20 protein-coding genes are annotated in these 19,383 nt (G+C 67.0%); 12 read left to right on the plus strand and 8 right to left on the minus strand.

Annotation, left to right across the window (positions count from 1 at the left end; translation table 11 throughout):
* Positions 1-17 precede the first annotated feature (17 nt).
* The 11 genes from rplB to KO481_RS38390 all read left to right on the plus strand — a co-directional run bounded on the left by rplB (position 18) and on the right by KO481_RS38390 (position 8,098).
* The gene (rplB, locus tag KO481_RS38340) at positions 18-848 is read left to right on the plus strand and encodes a 50S ribosomal protein L2 (protein WP_215923457.1); all 831 of its coding nucleotides are present in this window, start codon (positions 18-20) and stop codon (positions 846-848) included.
* A gap of 15 nt (positions 849-863) precedes the next feature.
* Positions 864-1,145: a 30S ribosomal protein S19 gene (rpsS, locus tag KO481_RS38345; protein ID WP_067581272.1), complete on the plus strand. Its 282-nt coding sequence runs from the start codon at positions 864-866 to the stop codon at positions 1,143-1,145.
* Entirely contained in the window at positions 1,142-1,540 is a 399-nt protein-coding gene (gene rplV / locus KO481_RS38350) for a 50S ribosomal protein L22 (RefSeq protein ID WP_215923458.1), read from the plus strand. The genes rpsS and rplV overlap by 4 nt, the downstream gene beginning before the upstream one ends.
* On the plus strand, positions 1,541-2,344 hold the full coding sequence (rpsC, locus tag KO481_RS38355; protein WP_215923459.1) for a 30S ribosomal protein S3: 804 nt from the start codon (positions 1,541-1,543) through the stop codon (positions 2,342-2,344). It abuts the gene before it with no gap.
* Between the two features lie 3 nt (positions 2,345-2,347).
* Positions 2,348-2,764, plus strand: a complete 417-nt coding sequence (gene rplP / locus KO481_RS38360; protein ID WP_067819402.1) for a 50S ribosomal protein L16 — start codon at positions 2,348-2,350, stop codon at positions 2,762-2,764.
* Positions 2,764-3,003 carry a 50S ribosomal protein L29 gene (rpmC, locus tag KO481_RS38365; protein WP_215923460.1) on the plus strand — a complete coding sequence of 80 codons (240 nt, stop codon included), beginning with the start codon at positions 2,764-2,766 and terminating at the stop codon, positions 3,001-3,003. Before rplP ends, rpmC begins: the two co-directional genes overlap by 1 nt.
* A complete protein-coding gene (gene rpsQ, locus KO481_RS38370; protein ID WP_215923461.1) occupies positions 3,000-3,296 on the plus strand; it encodes a 30S ribosomal protein S17 in 297 nt (98 codons plus the stop codon). The genes rpmC and rpsQ overlap by 4 nt, the downstream gene beginning before the upstream one ends.
* 239 nt (positions 3,297-3,535) lie before the next feature.
* A complete protein-coding gene (locus KO481_RS38375) occupies positions 3,536-5,029 on the plus strand; it encodes an ATP-binding protein (protein ID WP_308166941.1) in 1,494 nt (497 codons plus the stop codon).
* Positions 5,030-5,070: 41 nt separating this feature from the next.
* Positions 5,071-5,715 (plus strand): DUF6461 domain-containing protein, encoded by a 645-nt coding sequence (locus KO481_RS38380; protein WP_215923462.1) that lies wholly within the window; start codon positions 5,071-5,073, stop codon positions 5,713-5,715.
* Between the two features lie 519 nt (positions 5,716-6,234).
* A complete protein-coding gene (locus KO481_RS38385; RefSeq protein WP_215923463.1) occupies positions 6,235-7,482 on the plus strand; it encodes a DUF6585 family protein in 1,248 nt (415 codons plus the stop codon).
* 241 nt (positions 7,483-7,723) lie between these two features.
* Positions 7,724-8,098: a VOC family protein gene (locus KO481_RS38390; RefSeq protein WP_215923464.1), complete on the plus strand. Its 375-nt coding sequence runs from the start codon at positions 7,724-7,726 to the stop codon at positions 8,096-8,098.
* Between the two features lie 3 nt (positions 8,099-8,101).
* Here the strand turns inward: KO481_RS38390 and KO481_RS38395 are convergent, their stop codons facing one another.
* The 8 genes from KO481_RS38395 to KO481_RS38430 all read right to left on the minus strand — a co-directional run bounded on the left by KO481_RS38395 (position 8,102) and on the right by KO481_RS38430 (position 16,936).
* Positions 8,102-8,500, minus strand: a complete 399-nt coding sequence (locus KO481_RS38395; protein WP_215923465.1) for a VOC family protein — start codon at positions 8,498-8,500, stop codon at positions 8,102-8,104.
* The gene (locus KO481_RS38400; protein WP_215923466.1) at positions 8,493-9,302 is read right to left on the minus strand and encodes a phosphosulfolactate synthase; all 810 of its coding nucleotides are present in this window, start codon (positions 9,300-9,302) and stop codon (positions 8,493-8,495) included. Before KO481_RS38400 ends, KO481_RS38395 begins: the two co-directional genes overlap by 8 nt.
* Before the next feature lie 28 nt (positions 9,303-9,330).
* On the minus strand, positions 9,331-10,554 hold the full coding sequence (locus tag KO481_RS38405; RefSeq protein ID WP_215923467.1) for an acyltransferase: 1,224 nt from the start codon (positions 10,552-10,554) through the stop codon (positions 9,331-9,333).
* A complete protein-coding gene (locus tag KO481_RS38410; RefSeq protein ID WP_215923468.1) occupies positions 10,554-12,074 on the minus strand; it encodes a class I adenylate-forming enzyme family protein in 1,521 nt (506 codons plus the stop codon). The genes KO481_RS38405 and KO481_RS38410 overlap by 1 nt, the downstream gene beginning before the upstream one ends.
* A 112-nt stretch (positions 12,075-12,186) precedes the next feature.
* Positions 12,187-12,918: an SGNH/GDSL hydrolase family protein gene (locus tag KO481_RS38415; RefSeq protein WP_215923469.1), complete on the minus strand. Its 732-nt coding sequence runs from the start codon at positions 12,916-12,918 to the stop codon at positions 12,187-12,189.
* Positions 12,919-13,109: 191 nt separating this feature from the next.
* Positions 13,110-14,897 carry a hypothetical protein gene (locus tag KO481_RS38420; protein WP_215923470.1) on the minus strand — a complete coding sequence of 596 codons (1,788 nt, stop codon included), beginning with the start codon at positions 14,895-14,897 and terminating at the stop codon, positions 13,110-13,112.
* Positions 14,898-15,072: 175 nt separating this feature from the next.
* Complete coding sequence (locus tag KO481_RS38425; protein ID WP_215923471.1) at positions 15,073-15,852, minus strand: CPBP family intramembrane glutamic endopeptidase; 780 nt, start codon at positions 15,850-15,852, stop codon at positions 15,073-15,075.
* Positions 15,853-16,006: 154 nt separating this feature from the next.
* Positions 16,007-16,936 (minus strand): RluA family pseudouridine synthase, encoded by a 930-nt coding sequence (locus KO481_RS38430; protein ID WP_215923472.1) that lies wholly within the window; start codon positions 16,934-16,936, stop codon positions 16,007-16,009.
* 324 nt (positions 16,937-17,260) lie between these two features.
* Here KO481_RS38430 and KO481_RS38435 point away from each other — a divergent pair, with 324 nt between their 5' ends.
* Positions 17,261-19,378, plus strand: coding sequence for an amylo-alpha-1,6-glucosidase (locus KO481_RS38435; protein WP_215923473.1), 2,118 nt, complete (start codon positions 17,261-17,263; stop codon positions 19,376-19,378).
* Positions 19,379-19,383: the final 5 nt, after the last annotated feature.

Below are 19,383 nucleotides of genomic sequence, written 5' to 3' on the forward strand. Positions count from 1 at the left end.
AAAGTAGAGAAGAACTCATGGCAATCCGTAAGTACAAGCCGACTACGCCGGGCCGTCGTGGCGCCAGCGTCTCGGACTTCGCCGAGATCACTCGGTCGACGCCCGAGAAGTCGCTGCTGCGCCCGCTGACCAAGTCCGGTGGTCGTAACGCGCACGGCCGCATCACGACTCGTCACCGCGGTGGCGGTCACAAGCGTGCCTACCGTCTGATCGACTTCCGTCGCCTGGACAAGGACGGCATCCCGGCCAAGGTCGCGCACATCGAGTACGACCCGAACCGCACCGCCAACATCGCGCTGCTGCACTACGTGGACGGCGAGAAGCGCTACATCATCGCGCCCAAGGGCATCACCCAGGGCACGAAGATCGAGTCCGGTGCGGGCGCGGACATCAAGCCCGGCAACAACCTGCCGCTGCGCTCGATCCCGACCGGTACCACCATCCACGCGGTGGAGCTGCGTCCCGGCGGCGGTGCCAAGCTGGCCCGCTCGGCCGGTATGAGCATCCAGCTGCTGGGTAAGGAAGGCGCCTACGCCGTCCTGCGTATGCCCTCGGGTGAGATCCGCCGCGTCGACGTGCGCTGCCGCGCCACCGTCGGCGAGGTCGGCAACGCCGAGCAGTCGAACATCAACTGGGGCAAGGCCGGTCGCATGCGGTGGAAGGGGCGTCGCCCTACGGTCCGTGGTGTCGTCATGAACCCGGTCGACCACCCGCATGGTGGTGGTGAGGGCAAGACCTCCGGTGGTCGCCACCCGGTCTCGCCCTGGGGACAGCCGGAAGGCCGTACCCGCAAGCCGAACCGTCCGAGCGACAAGCTCATCGTCCGCCGCCGCGGCAAGAAGCGTTAAGGAGGAGGTTAAGACATGCCACGCAGCCTCAAGAAGGGCCCGTTCGTCGACGAACACCTCCTCAAGAAGGTGGATGTCCAGAACGAGAAGAACACCAAGCAGGTCATCAAGACCTGGTCGCGTCGTTCGACCATCATCCCCGATTTCATCGGGCACACCTTCGCGGTGCACGACGGTCGCAAGCACGTGCCGGTGTTCGTGTCGGAGAACATGGTCGGGCACAAGCTCGGCGAGTTCGCGCCGACCCGCACGTTCCGTAGCCACGTCAAGGAAGATCGGAAGAGCAAGCGGCGATGAGCACTGAAACTCAGAACCCCACCGCGCGCGCGACCGCCAAGCACGTTCGCGTGACGCCGATGAAGGCGCGCCGCGTCGTGGACATGGTCCGCGGCAAGCGGGTCGAGGATGCGCTGAACATCCTGAAGTTCGCTCCGCAGTCCGCGAGCGAGCCGGTCGCCAAGGTCGTGGCCTCCGCCGCGGCGAACGCCGAGAACAACCTGGGCCTGAACCCGGCGACGCTGGTCATCTCGACCGCGTACGTCGACGAGGGCGCCACCATGAAGCGTTTCCAGCCGCGGGCCCAGGGCCGTGCGTTCCGGATCCGCAAGCGCACCAGCCACATCACCATCGAGGTCGAGAGCGTCGCCAGCGCCGCCCCGGCTCGTGCCCGCCGGAAGGGAGGGGCGAAGTAAATGGGACAGAAAATCAACCCCCACGGCTTCCGCCTCGGCATCACCACCGACTGGAAGTCGCGCTGGTACGCCGATAAGCAGTACGCGGACTACGTGAAGGAAGACGTCGCGATCCGCAAGCTCCTGGGCACAGGCATGGAGCGGGCCGGCATCTCGAAGGTCGAGATCGAGCGCACCCGGGACCGCGTGCGGGTGGACATCCACACCGCGCGTCCGGGCATCGTGATCGGCCGTCGTGGCGCCGAGGCCGACCGCATCCGCGCCGAGCTGGAGAAGCTCACCGGCAAGCAGGTGCAGCTGAACATCCTCGAGGTCAAGAACCCCGAGTCCGATGCGCAGCTCGTCGCCCAGGGTGTCGCGGAGCAGCTGTCCAACCGTGTGGCGTTCCGTCGCGCGATGCGTAAGGCCATCCAGTCGGCCATGCGTTCGCCGAACGTCAAGGGCATCCGTGTGCAGTGCTCGGGCCGCCTCGGTGGCGCCGAAATGTCGCGCTCGGAGTTCTACCGTGAGGGTCGGGTCCCGCTGCACACGCTGCGCGCGGACATCGACTACGGCCTGTACGAGGCTCGGACCACCTTCGGCCGCATCGGCGTGAAGGTCTGGATCTACAAGGGCGACATCGTCGGCGGCAAGCGCGAGGTCACTGCGGCCGCGGCTCCGTCCGGTGATCGTCGTGAGCGTCGTGAGCGGCCCAACCGCCCGCGTCGGTCCGGTTCGTCCGGTACCACCGCGACCAGCACTGAGGCCGGGCGCGCCGCCACCGCTGTGGCGGATGCACCGGCTGAGACACCCCAGGAGGGCTGACCCATGCTGATGCCTCGCAAGGTCAAGCACCGCAAGCAGCACCACCCGGGCCGCTCCGGCATGGCCAAGGGCGGCACCGCGGTGTCGTTCGGCGAGTACGGTATTCAGGCTCTGGAGCCTGCGTACGTGACGAACCGGCAGATCGAGTCGGCGCGTATCGCGATGACCCGCCACATCAAGCGTGGCGGCAAGATCTGGATCAACATCTACCCGGATCGTCCGCTGACCAAGAAGCCTGCCGAGACCCGCATGGGTTCCGGTAAGGGTTCGCCCGAGTGGTGGATCGCGAACGTCAAGCCCGGCCGGGTGATGTTCGAGATGAGTTACCCCAATGAGGAGACCGCTCGCGAGGCCCTGCGCCGCGCGATGCACAAGCTCCCCATGAAGTGCAGGATCGTGACCAGGGAGGAGCAGTTCTGATGGCTACCGGAACACCAGCCGCAGATCTGCGGGATCTGGACCAGGAAGCTCTCGTGGCCAAGCTGCGTGAGTCGAAGGAAGAGCTGTTCAACCTGCGCTTCCAGATGGCGACGGGTCAGATGACCAACAACCGTCGGCTGCGCGTGGTTCGTCACGAGATCGCGCGCATCTACACGGTCATGCGTGAGCGCGAGCTCGGTCTGACCACCGGTCCCAAGACTGAGGGAGACGCCGCATGAGCGACACCAAGGGCCCGGCCAAGACGCCGGCCAAGGAGACGGAGCGTGGCAGCCGCAAGGTTCGCGTCGGCTACGTCGTCTCGGACAAGATGAACAAGACGATCGTCGTGGAGCTCGAGGACCGTAACCGGCACCCGCTCTACGGCAAGATCATCCGCACCACCTCGAAGGTGAAGGCGCACGACGAGAACGAGATCGCCGGTGTCGGTGACCGCGTTCAGCTGATGGAGACCCGTCCGCTGTCGGCCACCAAGCGCTGGCGGCTGGTCGAGGTCCTGGAGCGGGCCAAGTAAGGTCCACTCCCGGCCGAGAGTCGTAATACGAAGGCCCGCTTCCCGATTGGGAAGCGGGCCTTCGTCGTATCGAGGGCTCGTGAGCCTCCGGGCTGCGTCTCCCATCGCGATTTCGGAGAACGCGGAACCATACTTCCGTGAACTACAGTGCCGCATGTATGGGGTATCGCTGTGATTGCGCGGTGGAGTAGTGCTGCCTGTTCAGAGGCTGAGTATTTGAGGAAGTATACTTATTGTAAGTGTACTTCCTCAAAATTGGGGGCAGGGTGGCGATAGCGAAGCCGGTCGACATGTTCGATCGAGATCGGGAGTGGCGTGCCTTGACGGGGTTCGTCACCAGCGGGCAGCCGCATGCAACACTCGGCATCGTCTCAGGGAGGCGCCGGCAGGGCAAGACGTTCCTGTTGGAGGCGTTGTGCGAGGCTGCCGGTGGCTTTTACTTCGCTGCCGAGGAGGCAACGGAGACTGAGACTCTGCGGTACTTGGCAGCAGCGGTGGGTGACTTCAGCGGGTCTCCGTTTCCGATCAGGTTCGATGATTGGCGGCAGGCGGTCGATGCACTGCTCGCGATGTCTACCGAACGAGAAGTGCCTGTCGTGATCGATGAGTTCCCCTATGCGGCGCGGGCCAGTCCGGTCCTGCCGTCGGTTATCCAATCGGCGTTGGCGCCCAGGCGGAAGGAGCGGTTGAACTCACGTGCCCGTTTGCTCCTGTGCGGATCGGCATTGTCCTTCATGGGCTCGCTGCTGTCCGGTGACGCGCCACTGCGCGGTCGTGCGGGGCTGGAGTTGATCGTGCCGACTCTGGATTACCGTCTTGCCGCGGAATTTTGGGGAATCAGCGATCCGCGATTGGCGGTTCGGGTGCATGCCGTCGTCGGTGGCACTCCCGCGTATCGGCGGGAGTTTGTTGAAGGCGACGCTCCTTCTGACAATGAGGATTTCGATCCGTGGGTAATCCGCACCGCGCTGAATCCGTCGAGTCCGCTGTTTCGCGAGGCGCGTTACCTGCTCAGCGAGGAGCCGGGGTTGCGAGATCTGGGCCTCTACAACTCGGTCTTGGCGGCGGTAGCGCAAGGCAATTCGACCAGTGGCGGGATTGCGACATACGTTGGCCGCAAGGCCAGTGATATCACCCATCCGCTGTCAGTGCTGGAGGGCTGCGGTTTATTGCGGCGCGAGCGAGATCTGTTCCGCGGCAATCGAATGATCTATCGCATCGCTGAACCATTGTTGACCTTCTATGAGGCTGTTCAGCGCCCGGACTGGAGTGACTGGGAACGCGGCCGAAGCTCGGACCGCCTCTGGGCTCGTCGTCAGCACCGCTTCGAAAGCAACGTGCTGGGACCGCATTTCGAAGAGATCTGCCGTACTTGGGTTTCCGACTACTCTCCCGAGGGCCTGTTCGGTGGACACGTCGGCACGGTTGGTAGCGGAACGGTCAACGACAGCGCGCAGAGGAAGAGCCACGAGGTCGATGTGGTCGTGCTCGGGGAGCGCGCTGACGGTCGCGAAGGCCTGCTATCCATCGGTGAGGTGAAGTGGAACGATGTGATGGGACTTGGCCACCTGGAACGCTTACGGCGAATCCGCGAGCTGTTGTCCGGGAAGTTCGACACCAGCCACACACGGCTGGCGTGTTACAGCGCCGCCGGATTCATGCCCGCTCTGCGGGAAGCCGCCAGTGGCGGAGACGTCGTTCTGGTCGATCTCGGCGACCTTTATCGGGCGTAGCGTGGTTTCGGGGGCCACCCGAAACGAGAGATGAGGTCGGTATGGCTGTGCCCGGATTTCCACCGAACACCCTCGACGAGGAGGGGGTGCCGCTGTGGATCAGCGGGCTGGTGGACGAGGATCCGAACTACAGCGTGCACGTTGTTCGCGGACTCGACCCCGCGGATGCGCTGGAGGCGCTGGGGGCCAAGCTGCGGCTGTTTCGGCCGTGGCAGCTGCCGGACACGCTGGACGATTGGACCTGGTTGTCGGCCGCGCCGCACGGCATCGACCTCGACGAATACTCGACGCTGCTGCTGGCCGGGCGCGTCGGTGAGTGGACGTTCGTCTACGACGACTTCATGGCGACGATGGACGACCAGACCCCAGTGCTGGCCGCCGCCGGCCGGGTCGCGGCGACCAGCACGATGTCCATCAATACCGACGCGAGCCTGACGTACTGCGTCGACGGGGAAAATCTCGCCTGGATCAACGTCGATGACCTCGAACTCGACCGGGGTCTGCCCGCCATGCCGGATGAATTGCGCGCAGCGTTCGAGGCGGCGGGCACCTTCGACCTCGATTATCTCGAGCCCGGGGAAGCCGATTACTCCATCGGCATGCGCGCGGTGAGCGCACTCGCCAACCTGCGCTGCACGCTCGCGGACCTCCGCGGAATTCCGCTGGTGATCACGCCTTTCGGCTGAGCCCGGCCCCGAGGCGCTATTCGAGTGTGACGCTGCTGATTCCGGCGGGCAGGGGTGCGGCGCCGGTCAGCGGGTCTCGCCGATCGTCGGGCCAGATCGAGAGCAGCACGACGACGGCCATGACGAAATGGATTGGGGCGGAGATGCTGTCGGTGAGTCGGGATCAGCAGCAGAATCCCCGCCTGGATCGTGAATTCCAGACCCAGGATCCAGCACAGGGTCGTGAGCAGCCAGCGGGGTAGCAAGGTGTGCCATATTCGGTTGACAGTTTCGGGGCGTCGAATGTGACGGATCGCCTGGGGGGAACCGAAAGTCCCAGCTCGCCGTCGTGGAATCCGGCGAGACTCTTGTTGGAGAGGGATGTTTCACATCCCGTTTTCCGAACCAAGTGTGTCCAGTAGTAGAAACTCTCGGTCCAGTCGAATACGCTTCGCGCGGAGAACCCGCCCATGGAGGGAAGAATTGAACACCCCGAGCATGCTCCAGCGAGGCAACGGGGGAACCGGAGACCGGCGAACGGTGCCCCTGACGCAGCTGATTCATCTGATGGCCGAGTATCAGAAACTGGGCGAACACCGCCAGACGTTTCTGACCGCATCTATGAGGGGCGATACGTTCGTGCGCGCCTGCGGGATGATCGCGGGCGGCTTGGCGATCGTGGCAGGTATCTGCGCTACGGCCGGCTGGTGGGGTGGCAGCGCGACGGTCGCCGTGTTCGCGGTGGTTACCCTGCTGGCCGCGGGATTGCGGGGGAGGCTCACCGGCCACAGCCGCGGCGCGCGGCTCGACCTGTTCGACTACGGTCTCACGGTATTTCGCTCCGGCCAGGAAATCCGCGCCTTCCGCTGGGAAACCCTCGAGGTGCGCCAGGAGGTCATCCCCTTCCACACCAGCGCGGCCCCGGCCACCGAATACTCGTTCGTGCTGACCGGCCCCGGCGGGATGCGCGAGGCCTTCGACGAGCACCAATTCGCCTCCGCCGGCGAATGGGGTCCGCTGATCCAATCCGCGGTCACCGCAACGCAACTGCCGAGTGCGGTCGCCGCGATCGACGCCGAGCTGACCGTGCACTTCGGCGAGGTCGCGGTCGATCTGCGCGAACTGGCCTTCGCGGGATCCAGTTATCCGTGGGAGCAGGTGCAGAAGATCGATTCCCAGGGCGGACTTGTCCGAATCAAATTCGACGGCCGCTGGATCTCGCTGGCCCCGGTCGAATCCATCCCGAATTTCTATATTTTCAACGAGGTTATCGAGCGACTGCGTATTGCCGCCGCCGAAGAACTCGCCGGAGATGTTGCGTCGCAGTCCGTTCGGGACGAGTCCGGAACGGCGGTGAGCGCGGAATCGGAATCCGCTGCGTCGGCAGACGTGAAATTGCAGGAGTCCGAATCGAAGTCGGCCGCGGCGGAATCGGTTGCGGTCAGTGCGAAGTCGGCGCGGTCCGCCGCCGAGCCGGTGGAGCTCTCAGCGGCGGAGTCGTCCGGCACGGAGTCTGTGGCGGCCGAGTCGGTCGAGTCATCGGATACGGAATCGGTTGGGCTCGAATCGAAGTCGACCGTGTCGGAGGCGGTCGACCCGGAGCCGAAGCCGGACGCCGCCGAGTCGATCGAGCAGTCCTCCGGCAGCGACGCCCGCAGGGTGGCATCGGTCCGTACGCAGACGATTGTCGCGGAGCCCGGCGAGCCGGTGCAGGCCGCGGCACACGATGACACTCCGGTACGTAAATCCAAGTCCGCCCGGCGGACACTCGCGGGCCGGCGCCGGTAGCGGCGAGCGGGCGGGAATCTCCGTGGTGGCGCGGGCGCGGCCCGCTGGGCTACGCTGAGCGACGATGACTACCGGGACGGCTTCATGCCACACACGGATCGGTGACCCGGTGCTCCGCTGAGCGCCGTTCGGGCCGACACCGGCCCGTGCCCGATTCACACCGAACCCAGCGCCCCCGCGCGCGCCCGACCTCCGTCGTGATGATCACACGCTCGAAAGATCAACCATGACAGGAGAATTCATGTCCGCACGTTTCAATCACACCATCATCGCGTCGAAGGATCGCACCGAATCCGCGGCCTTCTACCGCGACATCTTCGAGTTCGCCGAGGCGCCCTCGTGGGGAGTTTTCACCAACCTGCTCTGCGAGGACGGGGTCCTGCTGCAGTTCGCCGAACCACCGGTCGAGATCCAGATGCAGCACTACGCCTTCCTCGTCGACGACGAGCTGTTCGACCGCGCCTACGCCCGGCTGTGTGACCAGGGCATCGAGCACGCGGCCGACCCGTTCTTCAAGCGGCCGGGCACCACGAACACCGAGCACGGCGGGCGCGGGGTCTACTTCTTCGACCCCGCCGGGCACGGGATCGAGATGCTCACCAGGCCGTATCTCTGAGGCTCAGTACATCATCCGCGGGTCGAGGTAGTGCTTGAACTCGAGCAGATTGTTCGACGGGTCCCGGAGGACCATCGTGAGGTGCTCCTCCGCGCGGCCCTCGAACCGGGTCGAGACCTCGGCGAAGAACGGAAGCTTGCGCAGCTGCGCGAGGCGCAGCAGCCGGTCGAAGTCGCCTCGCTCGCGGAAGGTGACGCCGAAGTGACGCGGATACAGCTGCGGGTCCGCGTCGATCTTGTCCGACAGATGGCACACCACCTGATCGCCGAAGAAATCCAGCGTGATCCGATCGTCGTAGCGGCGGGCCAGTTTCACGCCGAGGCCGCTGACGTAGAACTCCTGCGCCTCGTCGAGATTCCGGACCGGGATGGCGAGATGGAAGGCGTCGCGCTGGTCACGCATGGGTGGGCAGCTCCTGGTCGACGGCGGGGAGGTCGGTACCGGCGAAATCGGTGAGGGTGTCCGCGCGCAAGCCCAGCCGCAGCGTCTCGAGCCCGATCACCTCATTCGAGTGGACATTGCCGAGGTTGGCGTGCGGTCCGATGCGCTGCAGCAGGTGCACCTGCAGTTCCTTGGTGGGCGCCTCGAACATGACCCGGGTCATGTCGATTCCGGAATCGGCGATCTCCTCGATCAGGCCGTACCGCAATTCGCCGTTGGGCCTGCAGATTCCGCTGCGGCCGCTCTCGCGCGCCTCGGCGATGACGAGCTGGGCGCCCGCCTCCAGATCCTGCTGGATGAATTCGATCCACCGATTCGGCGGCAGCCGCTCCGAGCGCGCCGGATCCTTGAATCCGACCTCGGAGATCACCGTGAACTCGCCGGCGAACCGGCGGATGTAGTGGGCCTTGTCGGCGTTCGACAACGCGATGGCGCCGTTGGAGATCTCCACGGTCTGCGCCCCGGCCTCGTGACAGAACCGGCTCCACTCCTCGATCCTGTCGTTGAGCAGGAACTTCTCGAAAAGTGTTCCGCCGAAGTAGAAGTCGATTCCGTTGCGGCGCAGCGCCGCGATCTTCTCGGGCAGTTTCGGGGTGGCCAGGCAGGTGCCCCAGCCGAATTTGACGACATCGATCAGATCGCCGTAGCTGTCGACGACGTCGGTGAAGTACGCGTTGGGTAGCCCGGGATCGATCACCATGGTCATGCCACGCCGACGCGGTTTGGCATCACGATCGGGCAGTCTCAACGCAGTGGTGTACATGGCATCTCCTCCACGGCCGTCTATCTGTTTATGACTGGTGTGCGCGCTCCCGTCGGAACTTCCGGACGAGGACGAACGGATCGGTGTGCAGCATGGGCCGCCCGGTCAGCCAGAGGCTGCCCGGGATGCGCCGCAGCACCTCGGTGGCCGCGATGGCCATCGTCAGCACGCAGATGTACAGCACGACCGTGCCCCACAGCAGGCCGAAGGCGCTCTGCAGGTCGGGAATTACCGGTGCGAGTATCTGCAGGGCGAGCGGGTGCACCAGGAACACACCGAACGAGCGGTCCGAACCCCACTTCACGATGCGCGCGGTGGCGTGGTCTTCGCGCCGATGAGCGGCCCACCAGCTACTGAGCGTGTACTGGGCGGCGATGATCAGCGTGTAGCAGACCAGCAGGTGCAGCATGAAGACGTTGCTGGCCTGCCAGGGTGCGAGCTCACGGAGCTGCCGGAAATAGATCAGCTCGGACACCACCGTCGCGAGCAGCCCGCCGCCGAGCAGCAGCGGCCCGAACCGGCGGATCGCCGCCGTCACCGACTCGATGTGCCACGCGGCCACCGTGCCGAGCACGACGTAGAACTGGTACGGGAGCACCGTGGCGAACAGGTGATTCCAGATCCCCGCGGGCCGCCCGGTCTCCACTGGCGGATGGACCATCAGATACAGGGCGCCCACCTGCAGGGTCGCGCTCACCGCCAGCACCCAGCGATGATGCCCCCGCGTGGCCCGCAGCAGTTTCAGAATCAGCGGGAACAGCAGATACACCTGCATCGTCACCAGCAGGAAGTACAGCTGATACCAGGCGCCGCCGGTGGCGGTCTCGAACACCAGCCGCCACAGGGCCGATTTCATGCTCTCGCCCGGATGCAGCCCGGCGACGATCGAATACACCCAATAAAGCACCGACCAGGCCAGATACGGAATGCCCACGAGGGGGAAGCGTTTGCGCCAGAATGCGCGCGTGTCCAGCGGCCGCTGCCCGTACTGATAGATCAGCACGAATCCGGTGAGCGCGAAGAACGCCTGCCGCGTGAAGTGCAGGATCACCGCCACACCGTTGGCCGGGACGTTCCCCGGATCGAGCGAGTTGCCGACCACGTGGGCGCCGATGACGCAGGCGAAGGTGAGGATCCGGAACAGATCGATCTGGTGCAGATGTGCCCGCTTGGGCCGGGCGGCGGTACCGGTGCGAGTGGTGCGGGTGCCTTCGTCCGTGACTCTGGTGGGGCTTTCGACGGTGACGCTCATTAGACGACCGCAACTTGCAAACGGCTGCGCATGCGGTGCCGCTGCACCTTTCCGGTCGGCGCGCGCGGGAAGTCCTCGACGAGCACGATCTCGGCGGGCTGCTTGATTCGGGACAGCTCCATTTCACATCGCGTGCGCAGCTGGTCCAGCAGCTCGGTGTGGTCGTCCCAGCGGGCCGGGATGACGTGGGCGACCGGAACGCTGCCGAGAATCGGATCCACCCGGCCGACGACGACCACGTCCCGCACGCCGGGCTCGGCCTGCAGCACCTCCTCGATCTCCCGCGGATACAGCAGCTCGCCGCCGCGGTTGATCACGTCGTCACTACGGCCGGCCAGGTAGACGAAACCCGCCTCGTCGATCCGGCCCATATCGCCGGTATCGAGCCAGCCCTGCGCGTCGAAGCGCTCGGCGGCGCGGCCGCCCATGTACCCCGTGATGACCCCCGCGCCTCGAATATGCACCCTGCCCACGGTATCGCTTCTCACTACGCGGTTCTGGGCATCCCGGACTTGTAGTTCGATTCCGACCGGGCGACCGCACGAACCCGCAGGTGCGGGCTCCGCTAGGCCGGTGGCGGTGATCTGGCTGGCCGCCTCGGTCATGCCGTAGCTCTCCACGATCGGCACTCCGGTCGCGGCGGAGATGCGCTCGCGCACCGGGACGGGCAGCGGCGCGGAGGCCGAGCGGATGAAGCGCAGTTCCGGTGGCACGACGGGTGCGGCCGCGCCGTCGGCGGTCAGCACGCCCAGGATGGCGGGCACGGCGTTGAGCCAGGTGATTCGCTTCGCGGTGAGCAGCGGCCAGAATCCGGTCGCGTGGAATCGCTGGTCGAGGACCAGGCAGGCGCCCGCGCGCAGGGTGGCCAGCAGCGCGACAACCTCGGCGTTGATGTGGAACAGCGGCAGGCAGTTGTAGCCGCGGTCCTGGACGCCGAGCTTGTTGTGGTCGGCGATGGCCGTCGCGACGTGCAGCAGCTGGTCTTCGGTCAGCCGCATCGCCTTGGGCGCTCCGGTGGAACCCGAGGTCGCCAGCAGTACCGAGCCGCCTGGAGCGCGGTGTGCCGCATGAGGCGTGCCGGGCGTGGTGTGCGGCTCGGGGCTCGTCGGCAGCGCGAGGATGCCCAGGGCGCGGGCGAGGTCCGGACGGTCGCCGATGACGGCGGACGGGGAGATCGGCTCGAGCGTGCGGCGGCGTTCGGCCATCGGGGCGTGCGGGTCCACCGGGACCGCGCAGCGGCCGGCGGCGATGACCGAGAGATAGATGATCGCGAAGGTGAGCGGATCGGCGATGTCCAGCACGACGGCCGCGTCGGGCGGCGTCTGGGCGTCCAGGTAGGCGGTCCAGCGCGCGGACAGCGTCGCCAGTGCTCCGTAGGTGACTTCGCCGTCACTGCGGGCATCCTCGAGGAACGTGCTCGTGGAACGCTGATCCGCATGGTCGGCGATCAGCGCGGCCACGGACGTCTCGGTTACCCGATCCTTGCTCTGCGTCATCTGCTTCCCTCGGTCGGCTGTCATCGAGCCATCGTTCCCACCGAGCCTGTGAGCCATATGTGAGCCATATGATCGGTTCCTCCGAATCGACTGTGCCGCTTGACAGCAGCCCGTCAACGGGCGTCGACGCCGGATCTTAGTGCGTCAACCCGCGGGTTAGGCCGTCATGACGGAAATCATCGGCCAGCTTGTCCGCGATCCAGCGGTGACCCGCCGATGTGGGGTGCAGACGGTCCGACACTGTGGGGAATACCCAATGTGAGGTCAGGGGATCGAAGACATACACGTGGGGATCGGTGGCACGGGCCGCCGCGACGATCGTTTCGTCGGTGGCCCACGCCGCCGAGGAGGGCTGGCCCTTCGGGAAGACCGTCATCACGCCGAGCGCCGCGTCCGGGGCCTGGGTCTGGATCTCGCCGATGACCTTGTGCACGCTCGCGGCCAATTCGGCCGGGGGCATGCCGATGTCGTTGTAGCCGGACTGCACGATCACCATCGTCGGGTGGTGCTCGTGGAGCTGCAGCTTGGCCAGCAGCTTCAGCATCGGGCCCAGCCGGTGCTTGCCGAGGGCGATGTAGCCGGCGCCGGGATCCGCGCTGACCACCGATTGCCAGCCGAGCTGCTGAGCCAGCACCTGCGGCCAGGCGTCGTCGGGCTTTGTCGCGCCGACGCCGTCGCTGATCGATGCGCCGACGACCGCCAGGATCGGGCGCTCGGCCGTCACCGTGTTGGGGGCACTCGTGGGGCCGGGGGCCGATGCGGCGTCCGGTCCGGTGGCACTCGCATGCTCGTGCTGGGCAACCAGGCCGACCAGCGACGCGCACGAGACTACTGCGGCGCAGACGCCGATCCTCCAGGCATGCTTCACGACGTCAGTGTTATCAGGACGACGGACTCGGTCAAGCAGGCGGGCCGGGTGAGCTGGGCCGCGGCGGTTTTCGGGATCACCCGGTGATTTTCTCATCGGATGCGTGCTGTCGCATACCCCGTCACCTAATGGGCGCCGGCGGCGAAGCCGTCCTCAGCCCGCGCATGGCCGGAGCGAATGCGGAGGTACGCCTACCCGCTAATGGCGTAGGGGCCGCGGAGGCGGCGGGCGGCCTCGAGGATGCCGAGGATCCGGGAGCCGGGCAGGCCGATGGAGGCGCCGATCGCGGCGGGGGTCCAGGATTCCTCGGCGAGAGTCAGGACCTCGGCGAGCTGTTCGACGGGGAGTTTGGAGAGGCGGCGTTCGGAGAGTTCGCGGGCCACCGTCCAGACTTCGGCGCCGTCGTCGAATTCGGCGGGCGCCTCGTCGGTGTCGTCCCAGGGTTCGGGGGTGTCGTGGTCGTCCCGGGGGGCGGTGAAGTCGTGGGAGATCGGGCGGGGGACAACGGGGTTCGGGGTCGGCACGATGTGCGGACGGCGGGGGGCAGCGGGTTCGGGGGTTGGCTGCTCGTCGAGGGAGAGTTGGGTGCCGCGCTCGGCGGGGCCGGCGGGGGTGGGCTCGACGGGGCGAGCCGGGGTGGGCTCCGCGGGGCGGGGCGAGGTGGTGGGCTCGACCGTTGTGATCTGGCGGTGCTCGTACGGGTGCTGTGCCGCGGTGTGGTTCGACCACTGAATGTCGTCGGTGTGAATGCCGTTGGCGCTGTCCGGGGATTCGATGTGGGGTGGCTCGTCGACGGCTGCGCCCGCGGCCTGGGGTGCGGGTTCGTTCAGTGTCGTGGGAGCGGGCTCATGATGTACGGAGGCGGTGTTGTTGTCGGTGGCGGCGGGATTCGCTGCGGCAGCTGGGCGCCGGAGCTCCTGCGGTTGCCCGATGCTTGCCGCATGCTCGATCGACATGTCCGTCGCGCCGGATTGCGCACCGGCGGTGACGGAATCGCCGACGGCCGCAGCGGCCTGCGGGGCAGGTGCGGCGGGGGGAACGAACTGCCCGGCGGTCATTCCGAATTGTCCGGAGTCGGGGCGAAACGTATGGCCTATCGGCAAGGCGGCGGATTCAGCGGTGCCGGGGGCGAATTCGGCGAACGTCGGGCACAGCTCGCCGAATTCGACCGTGGTGGCCGGGTATTGGCGGGACGGGTCGTCGGGGGTGGTCTCCGCCTCGGCGGGGATGGCCTCGATGAGCTGGGCGTAGCGCGCGGAGACCCAGGCGTGCAGCCAGATCACCACGCCGACCATGACCGGGGCCACGGCGGCCTCGGCGGCGCGGGCCAGGGCCCCGGCGGCCAGGTGCGGGCCCGCGTTGAGGGCGATGGTGACGCCCAGCAGCGCGACCTCGAGGAAAACCACCTTGCCGCGGGCGATTTCGCGGCCCCAGCGGGCGGCGGTGGTGGCGACGACCATGATGGTGATGATCGGGATCGAGATCATCGCCTCGAAACCGTAGCTGAGCCAGTACAGCGGATCGGCCATATCGCCGCTGGGCACCAGGTTGTGCTGCACGTTCACGCCGGCCCACAGCATGCCCAGCACGACGACGCCGATCAACGCGCGCGAGGACCATTCCGCGCGCCGGTACAGCTGGGCAAGGCGCGCATCGGGATTGGCGACCCGCCGCCGTGATGCCAGCGCGCGGCGATGCCAGCGCGCATCGTCCTCGTCGTCGCGGCGCAGGGCCAGCGCGACGCGGCGGTCCCGCTTCTCGGCGGCCAGCTCGGCGGTGACCGCGCGCCGCCGCTGCTTGCGACGCTGGGTCCGCATCCACTCCGCGAGCTCGCGTTCGGCCGCGATCTCCGCCTCCGACAGCTCCGCGAACAGCGCCGGATCCGACTGCAGCGGTAGCTTGCCGCGCGCGGTGGCGACTCGATCCGCCAGGGCGGCGACCTCGGATTCGGAATTGCCGGTCGACCGATTGTCGAGCATGGCGCGCCTTCCCGGGAGCGGATGCGGCCCGGGCTCATGCCGGGCCGGATTACTCGAACGTATGTGTGATGCGCTGAGTGAGAATAATCCGCGACCTATCCCAGGTCAATGATTTGTCCGAACATCAGTTCGGAAATAGTTCGAAAATGCCCGTCCACCGGCAACTTTCGAGAAATCAGTGGAGTGCGGTGTGCCACACCAGCGCGGCGGCCAGGGCCCCGGCGCCGTTGAGCGACCAGTGCAGCGCGATCGGCGCCAGCAGGCTGCCGCTGCGCCGCCGCAGCCAGGTGAATACCGCACCCGCCGCGGCCGTCGCGAGCACCGCCAGCGCGATACCGGCGATCTGCGCGGCCGGACCGCTACCCAGGATTCCGCTCAGCCCGCGATTGCCGCTGGTGAGGCCGAGCGACGACGCGATATGCCAGAGCCCGAAAAGCAGTGAGCCCGCCGCGAATACGCCGCGCACGCCGTAGGCGCGATCGAGCGTGCCGTGCAGCACGCCGCGGAACGCCAATTCCTCGGGGATGACGGTCTGCAGCGGAATGACGATCATCGAGGCGATCATCGCGCCGGAGATGGTCGCGTAGCGATCGGCCAGGAAGAACGGACGCGTGAGCGGGAGCAGGGCGCCGATCGTCACCGCGCCGAGCACGATGCCCACGGCGCCGACCGCGTAGAGGGTGCCGCGCCGCCAGTGCCGCGGCGAGAGGCCGAGCTCGGACCAGCCCAGCCCGCGCCGGCGCATCAGCAGCGCCAGCACGATCGCCGCCGCGGGCACCGTCAGGATGTTCGCCCACGCCGAGGTGAAGTGGGCGATCAGGTTGGTGCACGCCAGCGTCAGGACCACGACGGCTACGTCGATATACGCGTGAATCCGCCGGGCCGGGCCGGTGGGGGATGCGGGGAGGGCGGATCCGCCCTCGGCGGACACGCCGTCGTTATCGTTTCGAGACATCGCAGCCAGTCTACGTACATTTGCTGAGAGTGCGCCGTGATTCTGGGTCTCGATTCGAGACGACTCCCGTGTTGTATGTATATGTCTACGTATGCGGCGTCATTCGAGCGTCGATGCGGCGAGCGCCGGGCGCAAGGCTTCGAGGAGTCGCTGCCTACGCCGCCCATCCCTGCGGATCGGTCCATGCCTGCAGTGTGCGGGTCGTCTCGAACCGGCGTGGTTCGCCGGAAATGGGATCGGTGAATTCCAGTGTGGCGGCGAGTAATTGCAGCGGCCGGGTGAAATCGCCGACCGGCTTGTCGGTGAGTTCGGGAAAGAAGTCGTCGCCGAGAATCGGGATGCCGAGGCCGTTCATGTGGATGCGCAGCTGATGCGTACGGCCGGTGTGTGGCGAGAGCCGGTAGCGGCCCAGGCCGTCGCGGTGCTCGAGCAGCTCCACGAGGGTCTCGGCGTTCGGCTCGCCGTCCTCCTCGAAGGCCCGGATAATGGTGCGCTTCTTGATGATTCGGCTGTGCACGGTCCGTGGCAGCGCGAGATCCGGGTCGTATCGGGCGATCGCCTCGTACTCTTTGCGGACACGCCGGTCCCCGAACAGTTTCTGATACGCGCCGCGGCGGGCGGGGGTGATCACGAACAGCACCAGGCCCGCGGTGGCACGATCCAGGCGATGGGCCGGAATCAGATCCGGCAGTTCCAGTTCGCGCCGCAGTCGCACCAGTGCCGTCTGCAGAATGTGCTGCCCGCGCGGGATCGTGGAGAGGAAATGCGGTTTGTCGACGACCAGCAGATCCTCGTCGCGGTGCACGATCGAGATCTCGAACGGCACCTCGGTCTCGTCCGGCAGGTCGCGGTGAAACCACACCGCCCCGCCCGGGTTGTACGGCGCATCGGGTGCGATCGGACCCTCCAGGTCGACGATCGCGCCCGCGGCGAGCAGCTCATCGATGCGGCTCGGGGCGACCCGGGGTAGCCGCTCCACGAGATGATCGCGGATGGTCGCCCAGGAGTCGTCGTCCGGCAGCCGCAGCCGCGCCGGATCGAGTCCGTGCCGCTTGGGGAGCGGTGGGTTCTGCCTGCGTCTCATCAATAACGAGACTAATTCACCCTTCTCGAGCGGATGTGATCCTGCCCCGGACCGAACTGGGCCGGGCGGATGCGCAACGCGCTGTGCGTGGACGATTGGCCCCGGCGGCCGCACAGGAGCGGCTACGCTTCTGTGCCTGGGCAGGTTCACCGAGCTCCGAACCCGCCGAGAGGCGATGCCGAGAAGAAGCTGTTGTCCCAGGCACAATGTCCGCTGTTCCCGGTGCGGTGGGAGGAGCTGTTCGTCGATGGTGATGATCGAGGCGATGGTGTGCGGCACGCCCGCGATGGCGTTGCGCCATGACGCGGTGCCGGAGGTGATCGTATGAATCTCAGCCCGCTGAATGCCGGCGAACCCGCCACCCTGGGCGGCGCCGGGGGCGCTATCACGCTGGTCGAGGGCAGTACGTTCTGCCTATCGGACCGCGTCGGCGATATCGAGCCGGGTACCTCGCACGGACTGTTCTATCGCGACGCGCGCGTGGTGTCGCGATGGGAGCTGCGAGTGGACGGGCACCGGCCCGATTCGCTGTCGGTGCTGAGCCCGGAGGCCTTCACCGCGCGATTCATCCTGCGGCGGCCGCCGCGGGCGGGCGTGGCCGACAGCACCCTGCTGGTGGTGCGCGAGCGCCTCGTCGCGGAGGGCCTGAGCGAGACGGTCACGCTCGAGAATCTCGGCCACGAACCCACCGCGGTCGTCCTCGAGCTGCATGCCGACGGGGATTTCGTGGATCTGTTCGCGGTCAAGGAGGGCCGCGGCGGGCACGGGCGGGCCGAGGTGCTGGTGACCGACAGCGAGCTGCTGTTCACCGACCGGTCCGACCGGGCCCGCGGACTGGCGATCACGTCCTCGGAGCCGCCGCAGATTCTGCCGGGCTCGCTGACGTGGCGGATCGTGGTGCCGCCCGGCGGCCGCTGGCAGACCGAGATCCAGGCGCAGCCGACGATGGCCAATCAGCGGGTGCGGCTGCCGGTGCGACCGGGCGAGCACTACGGGGCCAGCGAACCCGGCCGCAAGATCGAGGCGTGGCGCGACACCGCAACGAAACTCACCGCCGGCGATCCGCTGCTCACCGCCGTATTGCAGCGCACCGAAAGCGATCTGGGCGCGCTGCGGATTCACGACGAGATGCGCGAGGGCCGCACCTTCGTCGCGGCGGGTGCGCCCTGGTTCATGACGCTGTTCGGACGTGACAGCCTGCTCACCGCGTGGATGGCGCTGCCCCTGGATGTCGGCCTGGCGCTGGGCACCATGCAGCAGCTGGCCGAGATGCAGGGCCAGCGGGTGGATCCGCTCACCGAGGAGGAGCCGGGCCGGATCATGCACGAGATCCGGCGCGGCCCCTCGGGCGGTCTGGCGCTGGGCGGGGAGATCTACTACGGAACCGTCGATGCCACACCGCTTTTCGTGATGTTGCTGGCGCAGGTGCGGCGCTGGGGCGCGAATCCCGAGGCGGTGCAGACGCTGCTGCCCGCGGCCGACGCGGCCCTGGATTGGATCCGGCGCTTCGGCGATCGCGACGGTGACGGCTTCGTCGAATACCAGCGCGCGACCGACCGTGGCCTGATCAACCAGGGCTGGAAGGACAGTTTCGACGGAATCAACGATATCGCGGGGCATGTGGCGGAGGCGCCGATCGCGCTGTGCGAGGTTCAGGGGTACGTGTACGCGGCGCTGATGGCCCGGGCCGAATTGGCCGACGAGTTCGGCGACCCGGAAGATGGCGAGGCTCTGCGCGATCAGGCTGCCGTGTTGCGTGCCAAGTTCGCCGAGGCGTACTGGATTCCCGAGAGGGGTTGGTACGCGGTCGCTTTGGATCGTCACAAGCGACGCGTCGATGCGCTCACCAGCAATGTGGGGCACTGCCTGTGGTCGGGCATCGCCACCGACGAACACGCCGAGCAGATCGTGAAGCATCTGTCCTCGCCGCGGATGGACTGCGGATTCGGCGTGCGCACACTGGCTTCCGACATGGGCGCGTTCAATCCGATGAGCTACCACAACGGTTCGGTGTGGCCGCACGACACCGCGATCACCGTCGCCGGGCTGATGCGCTACCGGCACATACCCGGCGCGGTCGAACTGGCCACCCGGCTATCCGACGGCTTACTGGACGCGGCGTCGGCCTTCGGCGGCCGGCTGCCCGAATTGTTCTGTGGTTTCCCGCGTTCCAGGTTCCCGGCGCCGGTGCCGTATCCGACCTCCTGCTCCCCGCAGGCGTGGGCGAGCGCGGCCCCGCTGCTCCTGGTTCGCTCGTTCCTCGGTTTGGAACCCGACGCGCCGAGGCGCACGCTTACGTTGCTACCGCATCTGCCCGAGCGGTGGGGGCGGGTGGAGCTGACCGATCTGCGGTTGGGTGGAACGGTGCTGGATCTGGCCGTCGAGGGTGGGCAGGTGAGCGCGTCGAACCTACCCGACGATTGGACGCTGATCACGCACTGAGCGCT

It is taken from the genome of Nocardia albiluteola, from assembly GCF_018860155.1.
GTDB lineage: Bacteria > Actinomycetota > Actinomycetes > Mycobacteriales > Mycobacteriaceae > Nocardia > Nocardia albiluteola.